Annotated in this window: 15 protein-coding genes; 5 read left to right on the forward strand and 10 right to left on the reverse strand. The window is 37.3% G+C overall.

Annotated features, from left to right (window positions below; genetic code table 11):
• Positions 1-9: 9 nt before the first annotated feature.
• The 7 genes from DM558_RS07155 to tig all read right to left on the reverse strand — a co-directional run bounded on the left by DM558_RS07155 (position 10) and on the right by tig (position 8846).
• Positions 10-558 (reverse strand): CvpA family protein, encoded by a 549-nt coding sequence (locus tag DM558_RS07155; RefSeq protein WP_127163050.1) that lies wholly within the window; start codon positions 556-558, stop codon positions 10-12.
• A gap of 65 nt (positions 559-623) precedes the next feature.
• The gene (locus tag DM558_RS07160) at positions 624-2525 is read right to left on the reverse strand and encodes a SurA N-terminal domain-containing protein (protein ID WP_127163052.1); all 1902 of its coding nucleotides are present in this window, start codon (positions 2523-2525) and stop codon (positions 624-626) included.
• Between the two features lie 105 nt (positions 2526-2630).
• On the reverse strand, positions 2631-2903 hold the full coding sequence (locus tag DM558_RS07165; RefSeq protein ID WP_109702330.1) for an HU family DNA-binding protein: 273 nt from the start codon (positions 2901-2903) through the stop codon (positions 2631-2633).
• A gap of 82 nt (positions 2904-2985) precedes the next feature.
• Positions 2986-5379: an endopeptidase La gene (gene lon, locus DM558_RS07170; RefSeq protein ID WP_127163054.1), complete on the reverse strand. Its 2394-nt coding sequence runs from the start codon at positions 5377-5379 to the stop codon at positions 2986-2988.
• 80 nt (positions 5380-5459) lie between these two features.
• Positions 5460-6740, reverse strand: coding sequence for an ATP-dependent Clp protease ATP-binding subunit ClpX (clpX, locus tag DM558_RS07175; RefSeq protein WP_109702329.1), 1281 nt, complete (start codon positions 6738-6740; stop codon positions 5460-5462).
• A 66-nt stretch (positions 6741-6806) separates the two neighbouring features.
• Entirely contained in the window at positions 6807-7424 is a 618-nt protein-coding gene (clpP, locus tag DM558_RS07180; RefSeq protein ID WP_109704300.1) for an ATP-dependent Clp endopeptidase proteolytic subunit ClpP, read from the reverse strand.
• Between the two features lie 105 nt (positions 7425-7529).
• Positions 7530-8846: a trigger factor gene (tig, locus tag DM558_RS07185; protein WP_127163056.1), complete on the reverse strand. Its 1317-nt coding sequence runs from the start codon at positions 8844-8846 to the stop codon at positions 7530-7532.
• Between the two features lie 260 nt (positions 8847-9106).
• Here tig and DM558_RS07190 point away from each other — a divergent pair, with 260 nt between their 5' ends.
• A complete protein-coding gene (locus DM558_RS07190) occupies positions 9107-10447 on the forward strand; it encodes an adenylate/guanylate cyclase domain-containing protein (protein WP_127163058.1) in 1341 nt (446 codons plus the stop codon).
• Positions 10448-10451: 4 nt separating this feature from the next.
• Here DM558_RS07190 and DM558_RS07195 read toward each other — a convergent pair whose 3' ends face one another.
• Positions 10452-10778: a hypothetical protein gene (locus DM558_RS07195; RefSeq protein WP_127163060.1), complete on the reverse strand. Its 327-nt coding sequence runs from the start codon at positions 10776-10778 to the stop codon at positions 10452-10454.
• 266 nt (positions 10779-11044) lie between these two features.
• Between DM558_RS07195 and DM558_RS07200 the strand changes: the two genes are divergently transcribed.
• Positions 11045-14635 carry a DUF2339 domain-containing protein gene (locus tag DM558_RS07200; RefSeq protein WP_127163062.1) on the forward strand — a complete coding sequence of 1197 codons (3591 nt, stop codon included), beginning with the start codon at positions 11045-11047 and terminating at the stop codon, positions 14633-14635.
• Positions 14636-14698: 63 nt separating this feature from the next.
• On the opposite strand, the gene DM558_RS07205 is transcribed toward DM558_RS07200, so the two are convergent.
• A complete protein-coding gene (locus tag DM558_RS07205; RefSeq protein ID WP_127163064.1) occupies positions 14699-15718 on the reverse strand; it encodes an NAD(P)H-dependent glycerol-3-phosphate dehydrogenase in 1020 nt (339 codons plus the stop codon).
• Positions 15719-15980: 262 nt separating this feature from the next.
• Between DM558_RS07205 and fabA the strand changes: the two genes are divergently transcribed.
• Both fabA and fabB read left to right on the forward strand, forming a co-directional pair.
• Positions 15981-16496, forward strand: coding sequence for a 3-hydroxyacyl-[acyl-carrier-protein] dehydratase FabA (fabA, locus tag DM558_RS07210; RefSeq protein ID WP_127163066.1), 516 nt, complete (start codon positions 15981-15983; stop codon positions 16494-16496).
• Between the two features lie 11 nt (positions 16497-16507).
• The gene (fabB, locus tag DM558_RS07215) at positions 16508-17725 is read left to right on the forward strand and encodes a beta-ketoacyl-ACP synthase I (protein ID WP_109702322.1); all 1218 of its coding nucleotides are present in this window, start codon (positions 16508-16510) and stop codon (positions 17723-17725) included.
• A gap of 67 nt (positions 17726-17792) precedes the next feature.
• Here the strand turns inward: fabB and DM558_RS07220 are convergent, their stop codons facing one another.
• Positions 17793-18497 carry an MlaA family lipoprotein gene (locus DM558_RS07220; protein WP_109702321.1) on the reverse strand — a complete coding sequence of 235 codons (705 nt, stop codon included), beginning with the start codon at positions 18495-18497 and terminating at the stop codon, positions 17793-17795.
• Between the two features lie 281 nt (positions 18498-18778).
• On the opposite strand from DM558_RS07220, the gene glnL reads away from it, so the two are divergent.
• A complete protein-coding gene (gene glnL / locus DM558_RS07225; protein ID WP_127163068.1) occupies positions 18779-19840 on the forward strand; it encodes a nitrogen regulation protein NR(II) in 1062 nt (353 codons plus the stop codon).
• The last annotated feature ends 2 nt before the right edge of the window (positions 19841-19842 follow it).

Below are 19842 nucleotides of genomic sequence, written 5' to 3' on the forward strand. Positions count from 1 at the left end.
CATAATTAGCTACTGTGACGATGACACAGGTAAATCTATCTTAGGGTTTAAGGGAATATCTTCAGGTTTAGGAATAGAACGCCAACCACCTAATACAACATTCTTTGACCAATTAGCAGCCACAAGAAAAGAAGGAATTAGTGATGACTCTTTCCATGTTTCTGATTCATTCGAGACGGGCGTATTGACAAGAAGCCCCACAACAATAACAACCGCTATGGCTCCACGTGCTGCGCCAAAAAACATACCTAAAAAACGATCCGTTGCAGACAAGCCTGTCGCTTTGATTAAACGAGTCAATACAAAATTAACAATAGCCCCAACAATCAATGTTAAAATAAAGAGGATAGCGCAACTAATTGCTATACGGAGCCATGCTTGCTCTATATTAGGAGATAAATAACTTGAAAATGCTCCACCGTATAACCAAGCAATAACAACAGCTACAATCCAAATAATAAGTGATAAAATTTCTTTTACAAAACCGCGCCACAGACTAATGACTGTAGAAATAAGAATAAGGCCTATAATGCACCAATCTATCTCGTTAAATACCACAAAACACGCTCTCTATTAGTTACATAACAATAGTTACACGTTGGTAACTATTGTTAGTATAAAAACTATTCAAAGTCAAAATATTTAACTTCCGCCTTGTCTTTAAGGTATTTTTGGTATTCTCCCCAGAAGTTATTTGTATATCCTGTCTCGACAATACTTTGATACTGAGCCTTTTGTTCATCAGTTAATGCACCATCAAAAGGATTTACTTTTGTTACAGCAATAATCGCATAGTTCCCATTTTTTAGAGTAAAACCTTGTAAACCTGGTTTGTTATCTACAGGATGAGGTGTACTAAAAACTTTATCCAATATTTCAGGTGCAACCTCTGTTTTTTGTTGAGTATCACCCGCTAATATCGTCTTGATTGGCTGTTCGACATCATTAAAAGCTTTCCAATCTTTAATAACTACTTTACCTGCTTGTACTTCAGCTATTAGTTTTTCACCATCATTTTTAATTTTTTCAGTTTGTAATGCTTTCACAATCACAGGCGTTGCTTGCTCTAATGTCATCATCTCAGGTTCTAGATGTTGTTTAACTCGAATAACAACAGAGCGATCTGGTGATAATTCAATAATTGAACTATTTTCTTCTCCCTTTAGAAGATTTACAGAAAAAGCTTCTTTAATTAGTTTTTCATTTTTTGTTAACTCATCATACCCAGCATCACGAGCAAAAGGCTTCGTAGTATCTAAGGGTAACTTGAGTTGCTCTGCTACTGAAGATAGGCTATCGTAATTTTCATAGGCTAGCCCATCTAACTCACGTTGTGCATTCAAATAGAGCTCAGCCGCCTTTTGCTGTTTTAATTCTTCTGTTATTGATTTCTTTAATGAAACAAAACTTGGAATAACAGGATCTTCAACCGCAATCAATTTAATGATATGCCAACCATATTTTGAACGTACAGGAGCAGAAAGATCTCCAGCCTGATTGAGTTGATTTACAACAGGAGCAAGTGCTTGATCAGGTAAATCTTCTGAATTCAAATACCCCAAATCCCCACCATTCTTAGCGGTTCCTAAATCTTGAGAATCTTCTTTTGCCAATGTTGCAAAATCAGCCCCCTCTTTTAATTTCTTAGCAATATCATCAATCTTTGCTTTAGCAGCTGCATCTGTTTGAGTAGCTGTCACTGGAATCAGAATATGAGCAATACGCTTTCTTGATGCCGCTTCTTCTAAATCATTTACTTTTTTAGCATAAAGGTTTGTTAACTCTTGATCAGAAATAGACACTTTATCTAAAAAGTCATTTTTATTTAATACAATATACTCAAGCACCACTTGCTCAGGTGTTTTTAATGTTTCTTTATGTTTTTCATACCACGCACTGATTTCTTCTTTCGTGATATCATTAATCGTTGATGCATCTAATTCTTTATAAGAAAAATTTCTAGTTTGATTAATTAAATTAGCTAATGACAATACTTCACTAGTGGTTGCGAAATCAGCAGTGACAATACCACTCTGTAACTGTGTTAGATAATATTTTTCTAACTGATCTTGCACATATTGAGTCTCTGAACTATAACCATAATTTCTGATACTTTCTTTAAATAACTCATAATCAAACTTTCCATTGCTTTGATACAGAGGATTATTTTGAATAATCTGTTCAACAAACTGTGCGGGTAAATAGCCAAAACCTGCATTGTCAGCCGCTTGAATTAAAATTTGATAATTTACCAAATTTTCCATCACTGTTTTTCTTAATTGTTCTTTTGCTTCAACACTACCATCAAATTGGCCATTAGCACTCAAAATATACTGTTGCTGCTCGTAGGTAGAATTATACAGTGCTTTACTTAAGCCTTTACCATTAATAGTGGCCACTTCATCGTTATGGCCAACTGCTCTGAAAATAGCGTCAAATCCTGTTAATGCGAATAGCAAAACAATAACAGCAATAATAACTTTAGCAATCCAACCCTGTGATTTATCTCTAAGTTCTTGGAGCATGCCCCCTCCGGAAATGGCTCAAACTATATTTAATTGATCAAACGAAGAAAAAAGGCGCATACCAGAATGCGCCTTTAATTTGTCTGGAACTCAATCTATTTTATATCAAACTACAGCATCTTTTAAAGACTTACCCGCTTTAAAAGAAGGCGCCTTACTAGCAGCAATTTTAATAGGCTCTTTCGTTTTTGGATTACGACCTGTACGTGCTGCACGCTCTTTCACAGAAAAAGTACCGAAACCAACTAGCGCAACATTATCACCTTGTTGTAAAGCTTCAGTAACAGATGCTAATACTGCATCTAAAGCAACGCCTGCGGCTGTTTTAGAAATGTTTGCTTTAGCTGCCAACGCATCTATTAATTCTGATTTATTCACAATCTTTCCTCTTTATCTAAATTTATGTTAACAAAAGACTTATTGTACACTATATAAACTATTCACTGATAACGGTAAAAGATTAATGTGTACTAATAAGCTTACTATCGTTTTTGTCATGCTTTTCATCTTGACCACTTGTAGTTCCTTCTACAGCAGAAAAAGGTTCAGGCATGTATTGTAAAGCGATTTCCAACACCTCATCAATCCATTGAACAGGCTTAATTTGTAAATCACTCAAAATATTTTGGGGTATATCCTTTAAGTTACGCACATTTTCTTTAGGAATAATCACTGTTTTTATTCCGCCACGATGGGCTGCTAATAGCTTCTCCTTAAGACCACCTATCGCAAGTACCTCACCACGTAATGTAATCTCCCCTGTCATGGCAACATCAGCTTTAACAGGAATAGCTGTTAGAGCAGAAACCAAAGCAGTACACATTCCTACACCTGCACTTGGCCCATCTTTCGGTGTAGCCCCTTCAGGAATATGGATGTGAATATCTTTTTTCTCATAAAAATTATTGGCAAGCCCCAATGCATTAGCACGGCTACGAACAACCGTTAATGCTGCAGTAATAGATTCGAGCATAACATCGCCTAATGATCCAGTACGAATGGTTTGCCCTTTACCTTCAACCACTGCGGCCTCAATAGTTAACAACTCACCACCAACTTGTGTCCAAGCAAGGCCTGTAACTTGGCCTATTTGATCTTGCTCTTCTGCCTTACCGTATTGGTATTTACGAACGCCCAATAACTCTTCTAAGCTTTCAGGCTTAATTTTTGTGATTGTTGTCTTCTTCTTGCTGATATTCTTTTTAACTATCTTACGACATACTTTGGCAATTTGACGCTCAAGATCACGGACCCCTGCTTCTCGCGTATAATAACGAATAATATCGCGAATACTGGATTCTAAGAAGCTGATTTCTTTATCATTCAAACCATTAGCTTGTATTTGTTTTGGTACTAAATAGCGTAGTGCAATATTTGTTTTTTCATCTTCGGTATAACCCGGTAATTGAATAATTTCCATCCGATCCAATAGGGCGGGAGGAATATTCATTGAGTTAGAAGTACAAACAAACATAACATCAGAAAGATCATAATCTACTTCTAAGTAGTGATCATTGAATGTGTTGTTTTGCTCTGGATCTAATACCTCAAGTAGAGCAGAAGCAGGATCTCCACGAAAATCACTGGCCATTTTATCAATTTCATCCAATAAGAATAGTGGATTTTTTACTCCCACCTTACTCATTTTTTGGATAATACGGCCAGGCATAGAACCAATATAGGTACGGCGATGACCTCTAATCTCAGCCTCATCACGCACACCGCCTAAAGCCATACGGACAAACTGGCGATTAGTAGCACGTGCTATAGAAGACGCTAAAGACGTTTTACCTACACCTGGAGGGCCTACTAAGCAAAGAATAGGTCCTTTTAGTTTTTTAACACGTTTTTGAACGGCTAAGTATTCTAAAATACGCTCTTTAACATCTTCTAAACCATAATGATCTTCTTCTAGAATTTCTTCAGCCTTAGGTAAATCTAAACAAATTCTACTTTTTGTTTTCCAAGGAACGTTAATCAGCACATCAAGATAGGAACGTACCACAGTTGCTTCAGCAGACATGGGAGACATTTGGCGGAGTTTATTTAACTCAGTGTGTGCTTTTTCTAAGGCCTCTTTAGGCATACCCACTTTTTTAATACGCGCTTCTAACTCATCAAACTCATTAGAACCATCTTCCGAGCTACCTAACTCTTTTTGAATGGCTTTCATTTGTTCATTAAGATAATACTCGCGTTGACTACGCTCCATCTGTTGCTTAACACGCGCTCTAATCTTTTTTTCTAGTTGTAATAATTCTATTTCAGTATCAAGTAGTGCTAAAACATGATTTGCACGATCGGCCAAATCAATAATTTCTAAAATCTGTTGCTTCTGTTCATTCTTTAATGTCATTTGTGAGGCGATTGTATCAACAAGGCGCCCCGTCTCATTAATATCTTGCAACGAAGCCAAAAGATCCGAAGATACTTTTTTACCTAACTGGACATAATGCTCAAATTGACTAATCAGCGTACGATGTAATGCAACCACCTTCTCACTATCAACCACTAGTTCATTGAATAAGGTTACTTTAGCTGTATAGTTTATAAGATCTATCGATTCAACCTTTGCACGTTTTTCTCCCTCAACCAATAGTTTAATAGTGCCGTCAGGAAGACGTAACATCTGTAAAACAGTTGCATAGGTCCCCATTTGATATAATTCACTTTCGGTCGGTTCATCATCACCTGGATTTTTTTGTGCTAACAAAAGGATTTTTTTATCTCCTTGCATAGCACTCTCTAGGGCCTCTGTCGACTTTTCTCTACCCACAAAAAGAGGAATCACCATATGAGGGAAAACGACTACGTCGCGTAAAGGTAATAAAGGTACGTCAGCTGTTTTATTCATAGTTAACTCTGGCACGTCAAGGGGATAAAAACACAGTACAAAAACTATTAAAGCCCTACTAAGAGAGCTTTAATAAATCATTAAGCATTAGTTACCGACGTATCAGCTGGGTTGTCATTGGTGTACATCAAAAGAGGCTTACCACCTGCTACAACGCTGTCGTCAATAATAACTTTACTGATATCTTGGTGAGAAGGAATTTCATACATCGTATCTAACAAAATACCCTCTAAAATAGAACGCAAACCACGGGCGCCTGTTTTTCGCGTTAAAGCTTTCTTAGCAATTGATTTTAAAGCATCCTCACGGAACTCTAACTCAACATTTTCCATCTCAAAAAGTTTTTCATATTGCTTTGTCAGTGCATTTTTTGGTTCTACTAAGATTTGAATAAGCGCCTCTTCATTGAGCTCTTCAAGGGTTGCAATGACAGGTAAACGCCCCACAAACTCAGGAATAAGGCCAAATTTGACTAAATCTTCTGGCTCAACACTGCGTAAAGAATCCGTTAATTTTTTAGCTGTCTCTTTACTACGCACTTCCGCATTAAAACCGATACCGCCTGGCTCTGAACGATTCTGAATCACTTTCTCAAGCCCGGCAAAAGCACCACCACAAATAAATAGAATATTCTTCGTATCTACTTGCATAAACTCTTGTTGTGGGTGCTTACGACCACCTTGAGGGGGAATAGAAGCAACAGTTCCTTCAATCAGCTTTAATAAGGCTTGCTGAACACCTTCACCAGATACGTCACGTGTAATCGAAGGATTATCTGATTTACGGGAAATCTTATCAATTTCATCGATATAGATGATGCCCATTTGAGCCTTTTCTACATCATAATCACAGCGTTGAAGAAGTTTTTGAATAATATTTTCAACGTCTTCCCCTACATAACCCGCTTCGGTTAAAGTAGTCGCATCAGCAATAGCAAACGGCACATTCAATAAGCGCGCTAATGTTTCAGCAAGTAAAGTTTTACCTGACCCCGTAGGACCAATTAGTAAGATATTACTTTTACCTAACTCAATGTCATCTTTATTATCACGACGATTTAGACGTTTATAGTGATTATATACAGCAACCGCTAAAATCTTTTTCGCTTGCTCTTGACCAATAACATATTGATCTAAAATACCGCTAATTTCTTTAGGCGATGGCAACTTATGCTCTTCTTGTGAACCAAGTTGCTGGTCTTGAATTTCTTCACGAATAATATCATCGCACAGACCAACACATTCATCACATATATAGACATCAGGGCCCGCAATCAGCTTACGCACCTCATGCTGACTCTTACCACAAAAAGAACAGTAAAGTAGTTTACCGTTGTTGTCACTATCATGAATATCAGTCATTCAATTAATCCAAGTTATTCTTTATTTCAACAATTATAAATGGGGACTTTTTATAACTTTTCAAGTCTACCCTTCAATAGCCGTACGACTAGTTAATACTTTATCAATTAACCCATAATCCATTGCCGCTTGTGCCGACATAAAATTATCACGGTCTGTATCACGTGCGATCACATCCATAGGCTGCCCTGTATGTTGTGCCAACACGCCATTTAATCTTTCTTTAATATTCAAAATTTCTTTAGCATGAATTTCAATATCTGAAGCCTGACCTTGAAAACCACCTAATGGCTGATGAATCATGATACGAGAATGAGGTAACGCATAGCGCTTTCCTGCTGCACCCGCTGTTAATAATAGTGATCCCATACTGGCTGCTTGGCCAATACAGATGGTAGACACATCAGGCTTAATAAATTGCATCGTATCATAAATAGCCATCCCCGCTGTCACTACGCCACCTGGAGAGTTTATATATAAATGAATATCTTTATCAGGATTCTCTGCTTCTAAAAATAGCATTTGAGCCACGATAAGATTTGCCATGTAATCTTCAACTTGTCCAACCAAGAAAATAACACGTTCTTTTAGTAGTCTTGAGTAAATGTCATAGGCTCTTTCTCCACGGGCAGACTGTTCTACTACCATAGGAACTAAACCACCTGCAGATTCTATATTACTCATTTGTTGTAAAATGGATTTTGACACTTTACCTTCCTCAATCACTATTTTTAAAGGCGTAATAAGCCAGCAAAAGCTGGCTTATTATGATTTATTATGGTCTAAAAATTATACATCTAAATGCATTTTCTCATTAGGTCTTACTGCATCCTGATAAACCATTGTTTCATCAGTCACTTTAATTTGACCTAGAAGTAAATCAACAACTTGCTCTTCTAGTACTGCAGAACGAACACCTTCTAACCCTTGTTTATCTTCTTTTAACTGCTCAATCACTGCCTGAGAATCATCATAAACAGATGCAATGTCTTCAATCATTGCATTAACACGCTCTTCATCCACTTTAATTTCATTTTTCTCAATAATTTGTCTAATGACCATACCTAATAAAATACGGTTTTTAGCTTTCTCTTTAAAACGATCAAATGGGAAATCTTGTGGATTTAATTTCATGTTGTATTGAGCATTCATTTGATTAATGGACTGATCACGTAAAGCAGAAGCTTCACCATCAATCCAAACTCTTGGTAACTCAACATCGTATTTCTTTAATAATGCAGAAAATACTTGGTTTTTAATTTTACTTTTAATAGCTTGGCGTAATTCACGTGCCATATTTTTACGTACTTCCGCAGTAAATTTCTCAGCATCTCCTTCAGCCATACCATAACGCTTAAATAGCGCTTCATCTAAAGGTGCTAATTCTATTTCTTCAACTTTAGAAACCTTAACTGTAAACTCTACTTCTTTACCTGCTAAATTCTCTGCGTTATAGTCAGCAGGGAATGTAACGTTAAACGTACGTTCCTCACCTTTCTTAACGCCGATCAACGCTTCTTCAAAGCCTGGAATCATTTGTTTAGAACCGAGTACTAATGCATGACCATTAGCTGTACCACCTTCAAAAGGCTCGCCATCTAACTTACCAACAAAATCAATGATGATTTGATCTTCATCTTTAGCTGCACGATCTACTTCTTTGAAAGTAGATGCTTGCTTTCTTAATGCAGTAATCATTTCTTCAACATCAGCATCCACTAATTCATGCACAGGACGAACAATTTCAATATCTGAATGATCAACAAGTTCAATTTCAGCAGGCATTACATCAAAATCAATAACAAATTTAAAAGGTTTTCCTTGAGTAAATTCTTCTGGTTCTACTGCTGTAGGCTGACCAGCCAACTCCAGCTTTTGCTCTTTCACTGCCTCTTCAAACTTTTCTAGCATTATATCTTGTAAAACAGCGTCTCTATAACGTTTTTCAGTAGCCTTAGACACTTTACCAGGACGAAAACCATTCATTTTCGCATGACTTACAGCATCTTTTAAGCGCTTGGCTACTTCTGACTGAATTATATTTCCTGGGACCTCAATGGTCATACGGCGGGCAATAGCAGAAGTGTTTTCAACAGAAACTTGCATGGTTTTTCCTCGTAGTGCATACAATTAAACAATGGGTACTGTGCCCACTTTCAAAATTAAAAGGATATATTTTAGTGTTTTCTTAGCAAGAAGTCATCCTAATTACCGATTAAAATCTTTAACTAAATAAAAATAGTTGATTTTTATTAAACTTCTCACATCAATCTCTATATAATGGGGACTTTGTGTGCGATTACAATACTAAAGCTTAGTATTATTTTGAAAAATTCGATTTAATTAAATATAAAGGCAATTCATTAATGCAAAAACTCTCTCTCTATCACTTACGTTTTTTTGCTTATTTTTGCTTTGCAATGATCATCATCGCAAGCCAATACATCGGTTATCTTGATCGCTCATCTTTTATTATTTTACTATGCCTATCTATCCTCACACCTTGTACTGGATATCTTTCATCATTTGCTAAAGTAGTTAATCAACAAGATATATTGGCTTTAGTATTATTAGACGCTATCGTGGCCAGTATTGTACTGTTACTGCTTGATGAAACCAATATTATTGCTTTACTTTTTGTATTAATGATTATGTTTAATACCTTTATAAGTAGCAATACCCGATTAACCATTATTTCTATTTGTACACTTATTTTACTCACAGGGATCTCTAATTTTTACTTCGATAAAGTTCTTTTTAAGCAACCTCCCAATGTTCTTATTGTTATTTCTATGCTTTGTACAGGGCTTTATTTAGGCATTTGTGCCATTTATATTTTACAAATAAAAACAGATAAAGAAAGCTTGCAGCATCAAATCTTCCAAAATGAAAAAAATCAACAAGCAACCGCTAAACTACTAACTAAATATATTTCACCCCCTGTTTGGGACTCTATTTTCGGACAAAAGAAAAATCAGCGTATCGAAACTCAGCGTAAACGGCTAACTATCTTCTTTTCCGATATCAAAGATTTCACTCAACTCTCTGATGAATTAGAGGCTGAAGCATTAACAGAAATACTTAATCATTATTTAACAGAAATGTCGACTATTGCTCAAAACTATAATGGGACTATCGATAAATTTGTAGGCGACAGTATCATGGTCATCTTCGGCGATAACAATAGCCTTGGCTCAGAGTCTGATGCTATTGCAGCCACCTCGATGGCTATTGCCATGCAAAACCAAATGAAATATATTCGTAGTCATTGGGCATCAAAAGGAATTAAGCGCCATATAGAAGTGCGCATGGGAATCAACACAGGTTTTTGCACAATTGGTAATTTTGGTGCTAACTCGCGAATGGAATATACAACCATTGGTCGAGAAGTTAATCTCGCTAGTCGTTTAGAAAATGCTGCTGAACCAGGAAAAATCCTCATTTCAGAAACAACTCATGCCCTGATAAAAGATTTTATCTTATGTAACGATATGGGAGAAATAAAAGTAAGAGGATTCGCTAACCCCATTCGTACCTATGAAGTAGCAGGGTTGCGTAGCACATTAAGCATGGAAAACTATTATGTAGAGGAAGAAACAAAAGGCTTCTCCCTCTATTTAGATAGCATTCATATAAAATCGGAAGAAAAAGCCAAAGTAATTACAATGCTTGAAGAAGCCTCTGCCAAGTTAAAGAACATCAAATAACTTTTTAGTGTGCACTTTTTAATAACGCTTCTGTTACTTTCTGATTCCATTCAACCGTACAAGGGGTAATACCAGAAGCATTAGCAAATAACTTTTTCTCAACCACAAAACACCACTCTTGTGAGCCATAATCTGGCCCATGACCTGCACCATCACCCGTTCCAACACTCTTCTCAACCCACACAAGCCAGTCCTCAGAACCGATAACTGGGATACTTGCTGAAGTCTTTACCAGTGTATTTTGTGTCGATGTTTTTTTCTCAGTGCCCTGACTGGAGCACCCCACACAAACACCTAAAATAACCAAGCCTAATGCGATACCTTTTAACATGAGCTATTCCATCGTAAAAAACTGAATCGTTTAAGAATAGCATAATCATTACATTAAAAAAAATGGTCAAATTTTCACTATCTATTATCTTTCAATTGAGTCAAGCCTTTACCTCTGCGATAAGAACAAGAGCACGGATAAACTAGCTAAAAAATATTTTTCAAATAAATTAATACAAATGTATGAATTTTTACTGTACAAATCAATTTTTAAGATTATGATAGCGATATTCTCTATAAGAAATAAAAATATTAATAGGAAATAATATGCAATGGGTTTTGTTAATTCTGGGCTCTATTTTGGGTTTTATTATTCATAATAGTTTTTCAAGCACCTTTATTGGAGCCCTCCTTGGCGCATTCATAGGGCTAAGTATTCGTGTTAGGCAACTTTCTCGTATACAAAAAGAACTGTACAACAATTTACACACACTAAAAAATCAAATTCGGCAGTTACAAACTAAAAACATACCTCCTCGCTTATCAGAAGCTAAATCTACGGAAGAACCTATAATTGATAATCCTTTAGAAAATGGATCTTCACCCGTTTCTTCTGTCGATAACTCGATAAAAAATTACGCAGAGAATATAGAGAATACAGAGTTTATATCGTCAAATGAGTTAGAAATAATCACGTCAGATGAAGCACTACACGTTCAACCTATATCTCAAGCATCAGCAATTAAGCTAGAAAACATACCACCATTAGATACATCAGAACAAATTACGGCATCGTTAGTACCAGAGAGACAACATCAAGCTCCTTCAACCCGTGCCCAATCCCCAAAAGAGTATCAAGAAAGTGTTGTGTCTAAAGTTTATAGTATGGCGCGTAACTGGCTATTGGGTGGAAATACAATTTTAAAAATAGGCGCCATCATCCTCTTCTTAGGATTAGCCTTTTTATTGCGCTATGCAACAGAAGGAATGACATTCCCAGTAGAAGGGCGCTACATTGCTGTCGCCCTAGGTGGATGCGTCATGATTGGGTTAGGATGGTATTTACGAAACGCTGAACATAATTATGGGCTTATATTACAAGGCACAGGTGTAGCCATCCTTTATCTTACCAGTTATGCTGCCATGTATTTACATCAACTCTTAACACCCAATGTTGTTTTTATCTTTTTACTTGCGTTTACGGCGTTAGCTGCATTATTAGCCCTTTATCAAAATGCGCTTAGTCTTGCTATTGCAGCCACACTAGGTGGCTTTGCAGCACCTGTTTTAGCCTCATCGGGCGGGGGAAATCATGTTGCGCTGTTTTGTTATCTATTACTACTCAATATCGGCATTTTATCTATTGCTTGGTTCAAAGCATGGCGTCCACTTAACATTATCGGTTTTATAGGTACTTTTGGTATGGGATTTGCTTGGGGTATAAAAGCCTATACCCCTGCAATGTTCTGGAGTACGGAACCTTTTCTAATTATTTTCTTTCTCTTGTATATTGCGATTGCATTGCTTTTTGCACGCCAGAAACTCTATGAAAAAGAACATGCGCCAAAGACGAGACAAATTTTATTAAACTGGTCTATTCAACAAACGAACTACTTAGATGCAACTCTTATCTTTGGCACACCTATAGTTGCTTTTGGTCTGCAATATACATTGATTCAACACTTCACCTATGGCTCTGCTATTAGTGCACTCACTTTAGGTATTTTTTATCTAATACAAGCTTTCCTATTCTACCATTATGGCTCAAAACGCATTACCTTATTAATGGAAACAAACCTAGCATTAGGTGTTATATTTACAACACTCAGTATTCCATTAGCCTTTGATGCAGAATGGACATCTGCCTCATGGGCATTAGAGGCAGCAGGGGTATTTTGGCTTAGCTTAAAACAACATCGAAAAATAGGTCAGTTTTTCTCAAGCTTTTTACAATGTGCTGCCAGTATAAGTTATATCTCTCAACTAAACAGGGGAAGCCAAACACTAATAGAAGGTTCATCATTTGGTGCCGTATTACTAACACTCTCTCTCCTCTTTAGCCTCTATCAGGGGCTAAAATATCGTGAAGCCCTACGACTACCTGAAAAAATAATTTTACCTATTTTCACTATATTAGGTTGTGGCTTCTTCTATCTTCTCGCCCCCCTCAATTTAATGACCCAACAAATAGCAATTTGGTGGGTCATTATGGGCGTATTGACACTCTTCATCGGTAACCGAATTAAATATTCAACATTTTTTAATTGCGGCCAGTTTATTCAACTCTTGGCTATTATTGTATTTATTAGCCAATTACCCTACAAACAGCTTGGCATTGGTTTTAATAGCAATAGTCATTTATTTATACTTTGCCTTACAATGGGTGGGCTATTAATAAGCAATGCATTCTTCATCATCAGCTATAAAAAAGAAAATAGTTTTATTCAAGATATTCGCTTACTACAAATCACTTTATTATCTGGACTTATAATCCTTCACCTTGCTCCCCTATTCATACTGCCTTGGCTGTGGGTCGCTTGTTTATGGTCTATATTAGGCTGCTTAATGAGTCTATTGGCTAGACGCTTCAATAGTTTGTTACTGCTTTATTTCGGTTTAGCGCTCACTGTCGTTGCTATCAGTACGTTTATCATCAACAACACACTCTCCACAACAGCCAACAGTTTCTTTAATAGCGACTTCGTTTCATTACTTATTATCAGTATCAGCAGCTTAATAATGGCTTGGCAAATACAACGCTCTTCAACGTTAACGCTGTCAACACTGAACTTACACACCATAAGCCGTACTTTAATGGTCACCGGCATTATTCTTTGGAGTAGCGCCTTTATTTTTGAAATCAACAGTATGGTGGACAGACAATATCAAGACATCGTTTTATTACTCGCAGCAACCCTCAGTTTACTAATAGCAGGGTTATCTGCTAATTATCTGAAGTGGCAAGACCTCTCATTGTCACAACTCCTATTGATACCTATTGCTTTTATTTTTCTCAACCAAAACTTCCTCCATCCATTCAGTCATTTTGGTTGGTTAGTGTTGGGGTTATTAACTGCAGTTCACTTCTTCAACTTAAACCGTTTAGAAAACCTAATGCCCCGTACTAGCCTATTATTTTGCCATACTATCGGGCTTTGGTTTATTGTGATAACGCTTAGCAGTGGTTTATCACAACTTTTACACATGACACCGACAATAAATCATACATGGGATTGGATAGTTTGGATGGTTGTTCCTAGTTTATGGCTTTTCATCATTCTCTACTGTAAAGTCTTACCTTGGCCTATAAAAACCTTTAACTCTACCTATTGCTATGTAGTATCACTACCTATTGCCATCTATTTATTTGCTTGGTTTTGGTTAGCTAATACTTATAGTACGGGTTCAATAGTCTTAATTCCCTATATTCCGCTTATTAATCCTTTAGAGTTAGGTTTAATAGCCGTCCTCACCAGCAGCTTTATTTGGTTAAATCGCTACCAACAGCATCTACCTATACAATTACCTTCCTACTTTATAAAAGGACTACTTGGCATTTCCCTCTTTGCGATGAGTACTGCTATAGTCTTCCGTACCGCATTCAACTGGTTAGGCGTTCCCTTTCACTTTGAGAGCCAAATTCACTCAATGAGTGTTCAAGCCAGTCTTTCTATTCTATGGACCATCATTGCTCTAGCACTAATGATTAAAGGGCATCAAAAAGTAAGCCGCGAACTTTGGGGCATTGGCGCCGCATTAATTGCATTAGTGGTGGTTAAATTATTCTTTGTCGAATTAGGTAACAGTGGCAGTCTTGCACGGATTATCTCATTCACCATCGTCGGTTTATTACTTCTCATTGTCGGGTACTTTGCACCGCTCCCTCCAAAGAAAAAAGAACAAAATACCGTTGATTAAAAAATAATAAAGGGTGAAAAATCACCCTTTAGAAATTGCCTCAAAATAACATCAACTGATTATTTAAAAGCCTTTAGCTGAAATAAAATCAACATCTGTTTTAGGTTCAGCAGTCATTAATTTTTCAATGACTGCTCCTAATTTCATACCGCCAAAGATAATAGCATAAAGTCCTGTGACCAGAGGCATATAAATATCTAAATCCTCAGATTTTGCTTTTAATACCTTGAGAGTATTTACCCCTTCAGCAACCTCACCAATTTGTTTAATGGCCTCTTCTAGTGGAGTCCCCTGCCCTAAGGCATAACCCACTTGATAATTACGGCTTTTAGAGGAGTTACAAGTTACTAATAAATCACCAACTCCCGCCAGCCCTAAAAAAGTCATTGGATTAGCCCCTAACTTAACGGCAAACCGAGTCATTTCTGCCAATGCACGGGTGATAAGCATTGCTCGGGTATTTTCACCCATACCTAACGCAACTGTCATACCTGACATAATAGCATACACATTTTTTAAAGCGCCACCTAACTCAACACCATAACGATCATTACTGGCGTAGACCCTAAATGTTTTGTTGTGCAATACCTCCTGCACCCTTTGACATAAAGTATCGTCTTCGCTGGCTATCACTGTCGCTGTTAATGCATGCTCGGCAATTTCTTTAGCCAAATTAGGTCCCGACAATACACCAATTTTTGCTGTTGGTGCTAATTGTTGCAAAATTTGACTCATTAACAAAAAAGTATTCGCCTCAATACCTTTTGTCATACTTACTAGCATTTTATTGTTGAGTTGCGAGGCGATAGGTTTTAATACTTCACGTAATGCTACAGAGGGTAAAGCAATAAAAAGTAAGTCAGGGGAAATAGCCTGCTGCAAATCAGTAGTTGGCTCGACATCCTCATGAATTCTTACCCCTTTTAAATAGCGAGGACTATAACGTTCACGGCGAATAATATTTACTTGCTCCTGATCTCGCATCCACATCAATACAGCATAACCATTTTCTGCAAGCAAGTTCGCTAACGCTGTCCCAAAATTACCGCCACCAATGACAGCTACTGTTTTTTTAGCACTCATATTCGCCCCTGTTTCTCATCATTTTAAGCCAGTATATTTTAATTTATACTAAATTATGTATTCAATGTTTTAGAATATTTGTATTTTGTTAGTATTAAAAGGTAAAATAAACCTTTTATAAATAGTAGCCGCCCGTTCGTTAAAGAGATTGTTAGACTATATTATAATTTGTTCCTGCAGTTATGAATCATGTGGGCATGATAGCGAATAGTTTAGCAGGTAGCTATAACCTTTTAAATGATAGATAGTCGAAGGAGTTTACATGATTCAACAACACAGTTATTCCTATGAGGACCTGCTTAAGTGCAGTCGAGGAGAACTGTTTGGTCCAGGTAATGCACAATTACCTGCCCCTAACATGTTAATGATGGATCGAATAATTACAATAAACTCAACGGGCGGAAAATATGGTAAGGGTGAAATTATAGCTGAGTTAGATATTCATCCTGATCTATGGTTCTTCCAATGTCACTTCATTGGTGATCCAGTCATGCCTGGTTGCTTAGGACTAGATGCATTATGGCAACTAGTTGGCTTTCACCTTGGCTGGCAAGGCTACCCTGGTCGTGGTCGAGCATTGGGAGCGGGAGAAGTCAAATTCTCTGGCCAAGTTAAGCCTCATGCTAAAAAATTAACTTATCACATTCACATTAGACGTACTATTAGCCGTACACTCGTGCTAGCTATTGCTGATGGCAGTGTAAGCGTTGATGGTAAAGAAATTTATATTGCTGACGGTTTACGCGTTGGCTTATTTACATCCACTGATAACTTCTAAGGATTTTTCGTATGCGCCGTATTGTTATTACTGGTCTGGGTATTACATCTTGCTTAGGTAACGATAAAGAAACTGTTTCAACTAGCCTGCGCACTGGTCGCTCAGGTATCCGCTTTAATCCAGAATATGCTGAAATGGGATTACGCAGCCATGTCTGCGGCTCAATCGATCTTGATTTAGACGAACTCATTGACCGTAAAGTTAAACGCTTTATGGGAGATGCAGCAGCATTCTCTTATTTAGCAATGAAACAAGCTATTGCTGATGCTAACCTCTCAGAGGAGCAAGTTTCTAGTCCTCGAGTTGGTTTAATTGCAGGCAGCGGTGGAGCATCTACTTTTAACCAAATGGATGCGTTAGACACTTTACGTGCTAAAGGCATTAAACGTGTAGGGCCTTATCGTGTAACCCGTACTATGGGAAGCACTGTTTCAGCTTGTTTGGCTACACCTTTTAAAATCAAAGGGATTAACTACTCTGTTTCTTCTGCTTGTGCTACCAGTGCTCACTGTATCGGTATTGCCATGGAACAAATCCAAATGGGAAAACAAGACATTGTTTTTGCAGGCGGTGGTGAAGAGGAGCATTGGACTCAATCTTTCCTATTTGATGCAATGGGTGCTCTATCAAGCCAATACAATGATACTCCTGAGAAAGCTTCACGGGCCTATGACGCAAACCGCGATGGTTTCGTTATTGCAGGCGGAGGCGGTATGGTTGTTGTTGAGGAATTAGAACATGCATTAAAGCGTGGTGCTAAAATTTATGCCGAGCTAGTTGGTTATGCTGCAACGTCTGATGGTTACGACATGGTAGCGCCTAGTGGTGAAGGAGCTATACGCTGTATGGAGCAAGCACTTGCCATGACATCGGGTCCTATTGATTATTTAAATACCCATGGTACTTCTACACCTGTCGGTGATATTGCTGAAATTAAAGCAGTACGTGAAGTATTTAAAGGCAATGCACCAACCATTAGTTCAACCAAAAGCTTATCAGGCCATTCATTAGGAGCAGCTGGTGTACAAGAGGCTATTTATAGCTTATTAATGATGGAAGGTAATTTTATTGCGGGCTCTGCCAATATTGAGACTATCGACCCTGCAGTTGCTGATCTACCAATACTAACAGCAACGCGTGAGAATGTAACACTTAACCAAGTGATGTCAAATAGTTTTGGATTTGGTGGCACGAATGCAACCTTAATCTTTAAGCGTTTTGAAAAATAATAATGCAGTGCTAAAAAAGGGGCTTGAAAAGCCCCTTTTTTATTGATCTGATCAGTTAATAGGAAGACTAAAAATCGTCTTCTACATAACCTTTAATCTTATATTCTCTATTTTCTAAATACGCATTACGTATAAAAATATAAGGATCACCCACAATCATTTTATCAAGAGGTAACAATTGTACTCGGGTATCAACGATATCAACGCCCCAAATAGCATACTGTACACCATCATCGTTAATATAGTTATCTACTGACATAAAGTAATCAGGTACTTTACCTGTTGCATCTCTCACCGTGCTTGGGCCTAAGAAAGGTAAAACCACATAAGGTCCTGTTGGAACCCCCCAATAACCAAGCGTTTGTCCAAAATCTTGATCACTACGTTGCAATCCCATTTTAGAACCCACATCAAAAAAACCTAACAAACCAAAGGTACTATTGAAACCGAATCGTGCTAAATCAACACCAGCGTCATTAAATTTCAGTTGCAAAACATTATTACCAAAATTCTTAGCTTCGCCTAGGTTATTAAGCATATTAGTTACTCCATGCTGCACAAATGTTGGAGTAACCCATTGATAACCTTCTGCAATTGGTTTTAATGTGTAATGATCAAGTACTGAGTTAAAAACAAAAACAGGACGATTAAAACCTTCCCAAGGATCACTAGTTTCCTCTGCCCAACCTGTATTAACCAATAAACTACTTAACCCAATAGTTAATAGTATTTTTTTAAAAAAACGCACCTTGCTCACAGACAGAGGGCTCATAACTATCTCCAAAATATCCCAGTATTCTAATGCTATAAATGCATAGTATAGCTAATTAATTTTTCTTACAATAATAGTTTGTATCTATTTTGTACTAATGTAGCGTTTTAGACCATAAAAATATTAATCACTATAATGTTATTGAAAACGCACAAAAATAGTGCATAATTTACTAACATGGCTATAAGACCCTGTGGATCATTATAAGTTTCAAGGATTACTAAACCCATTCAGGTTGGTTTAATTTTTGCATAATCCCTTAAAACAATGGGAAAAGCGTTATGTCACTCACACGAGCACTCAGTCAATCCTTACTGGATAATTTAACTATCAATATTATTGTATTAAATCACCAGTTACAAGTTAACTATATCAATCCATCAGCAGAAGTAATGCTAGCAACAAGCCATCAACGTTGTCTCAATTTGCCGATTAACGAGATAATCACCGAGCAAAGTCAAGATATTACCCTAGAAGAAGCGCTCAAAAAAGGGCACCCCTGCACCAAACTAGACGCCCATTTAATTCTTCATGATAATCAGTCTATTATGGCAGATTACGTAATTACCCCTATACAAGCCGATAATGAAACCTACTATTTGATTGAAATTTCTACCTTAGAAGCACTAAAGATTTCCAGAGATAAAGTCACCCATACACAACTTGAAGGCAATAAAATGTTACTGCGTGGGTTAGCCCATGAGATAAAAAATCCTCTTGGTGGAATCCGTGGTGCAGCACAACTACTTGAAAGAGAATTAACAGATAATATTTTTAAAGAGTATACCCGTATTTTTATAGAGGAAGCAGATAGAATCAGTAATCTGGTTGATCAAATGCTGGGAACAAACAAACTCCCCCAACTTGAAATCACCAATATTCATGAAATACTTGAGCGCGTTTATCAACTCATTGCTGCTGAGAGCCAAGGGCACATTAAACTTATAAAAGACTATGACCCTAGTATCCCTGAACTTAGGATTGACGCCCAACAAATGATACAGGCACTACTAAATATCTCGCGTAATGCATTACAAGCGGTCACAGAAAGTAATGTTGATGTACCTTGTATACGTTTCAAAACCCGTATTATTCGACAACTAACGATTGGAACAGCCCGCCATAAAATGGTACTGAGTATCGAAATTATTGATAATGGCCCAGGTATACCCGACGCTATCAAAGACACCCTATTCTATCCATTAGTGAGTGGACGCTCAGAAGGAACAGGTCTAGGACTATCTATCACTCAAAATATTATTACCCAACACAAAGGCGTTATTGAGTGTCACAGCCAACCAGGGGAGACAACCTTTAGTCTTTTTCTCCCTTTTAAGGAGTAAAC

The sequence above is a fragment of the Entomomonas moraniae genome (genome assembly GCF_003991975.1).
Taxonomy (GTDB): domain Bacteria; phylum Pseudomonadota; class Gammaproteobacteria; order Pseudomonadales; family Pseudomonadaceae; genus Entomomonas; species Entomomonas moraniae.

Coding starts and splice junctions, on each gene's coding strand:
- DM558_RS07160 (WP_127163052.1), bottom strand. CDS start 2,525: ATGCTCCAAGAACTTAGAGATAAATCACAGGGTTGGATTGCTAAAGTT.
- lon (WP_127163054.1), bottom strand. CDS start 5,379: ATGAATAAAACAGCTGACGTACCTTTATTACCTTTACGCGACGTAGTC.
- clpX (WP_109702329.1), bottom strand. CDS start 6,740: ATGACTGATATTCATGATAGTGACAACAACGGTAAACTACTTTACTGT.
- clpP (WP_109704300.1), bottom strand. CDS start 7,424: ATGAGTAATATAGAATCTGCAGGTGGTTTAGTTCCTATGGTAGTAGAA.
- tig (WP_127163056.1), bottom strand. CDS start 8,846: ATGCAAGTTTCTGTTGAAAACACTTCTGCTATTGCCCGCCGTATGACC.
- DM558_RS07190 (WP_127163058.1), top strand. CDS start 9,107: ATGCAAAAACTCTCTCTCTATCACTTACGTTTTTTTGCTTATTTTTGC.
- DM558_RS07195 (WP_127163060.1), bottom strand. CDS start 10,778: ATGTTAAAAGGTATCGCATTAGGCTTGGTTATTTTAGGTGTTTGTGTG.
- DM558_RS07200 (WP_127163062.1), top strand. CDS start 11,045: ATGCAATGGGTTTTGTTAATTCTGGGCTCTATTTTGGGTTTTATTATT.
- DM558_RS07205 (WP_127163064.1), bottom strand. CDS start 15,718: ATGAGTGCTAAAAAAACAGTAGCTGTCATTGGTGGCGGTAATTTTGGG.
- fabA (WP_127163066.1), top strand. CDS start 15,981: ATGATTCAACAACACAGTTATTCCTATGAGGACCTGCTTAAGTGCAGT.
- fabB (WP_109702322.1), top strand. CDS start 16,508: ATGCGCCGTATTGTTATTACTGGTCTGGGTATTACATCTTGCTTAGGT.
- DM558_RS07220 (WP_109702321.1), bottom strand. CDS start 18,497: ATGAGCCCTCTGTCTGTGAGCAAGGTGCGTTTTTTTAAAAAAATACTA.
- glnL (WP_127163068.1), top strand. CDS start 18,779: ATGTCACTCACACGAGCACTCAGTCAATCCTTACTGGATAATTTAACT.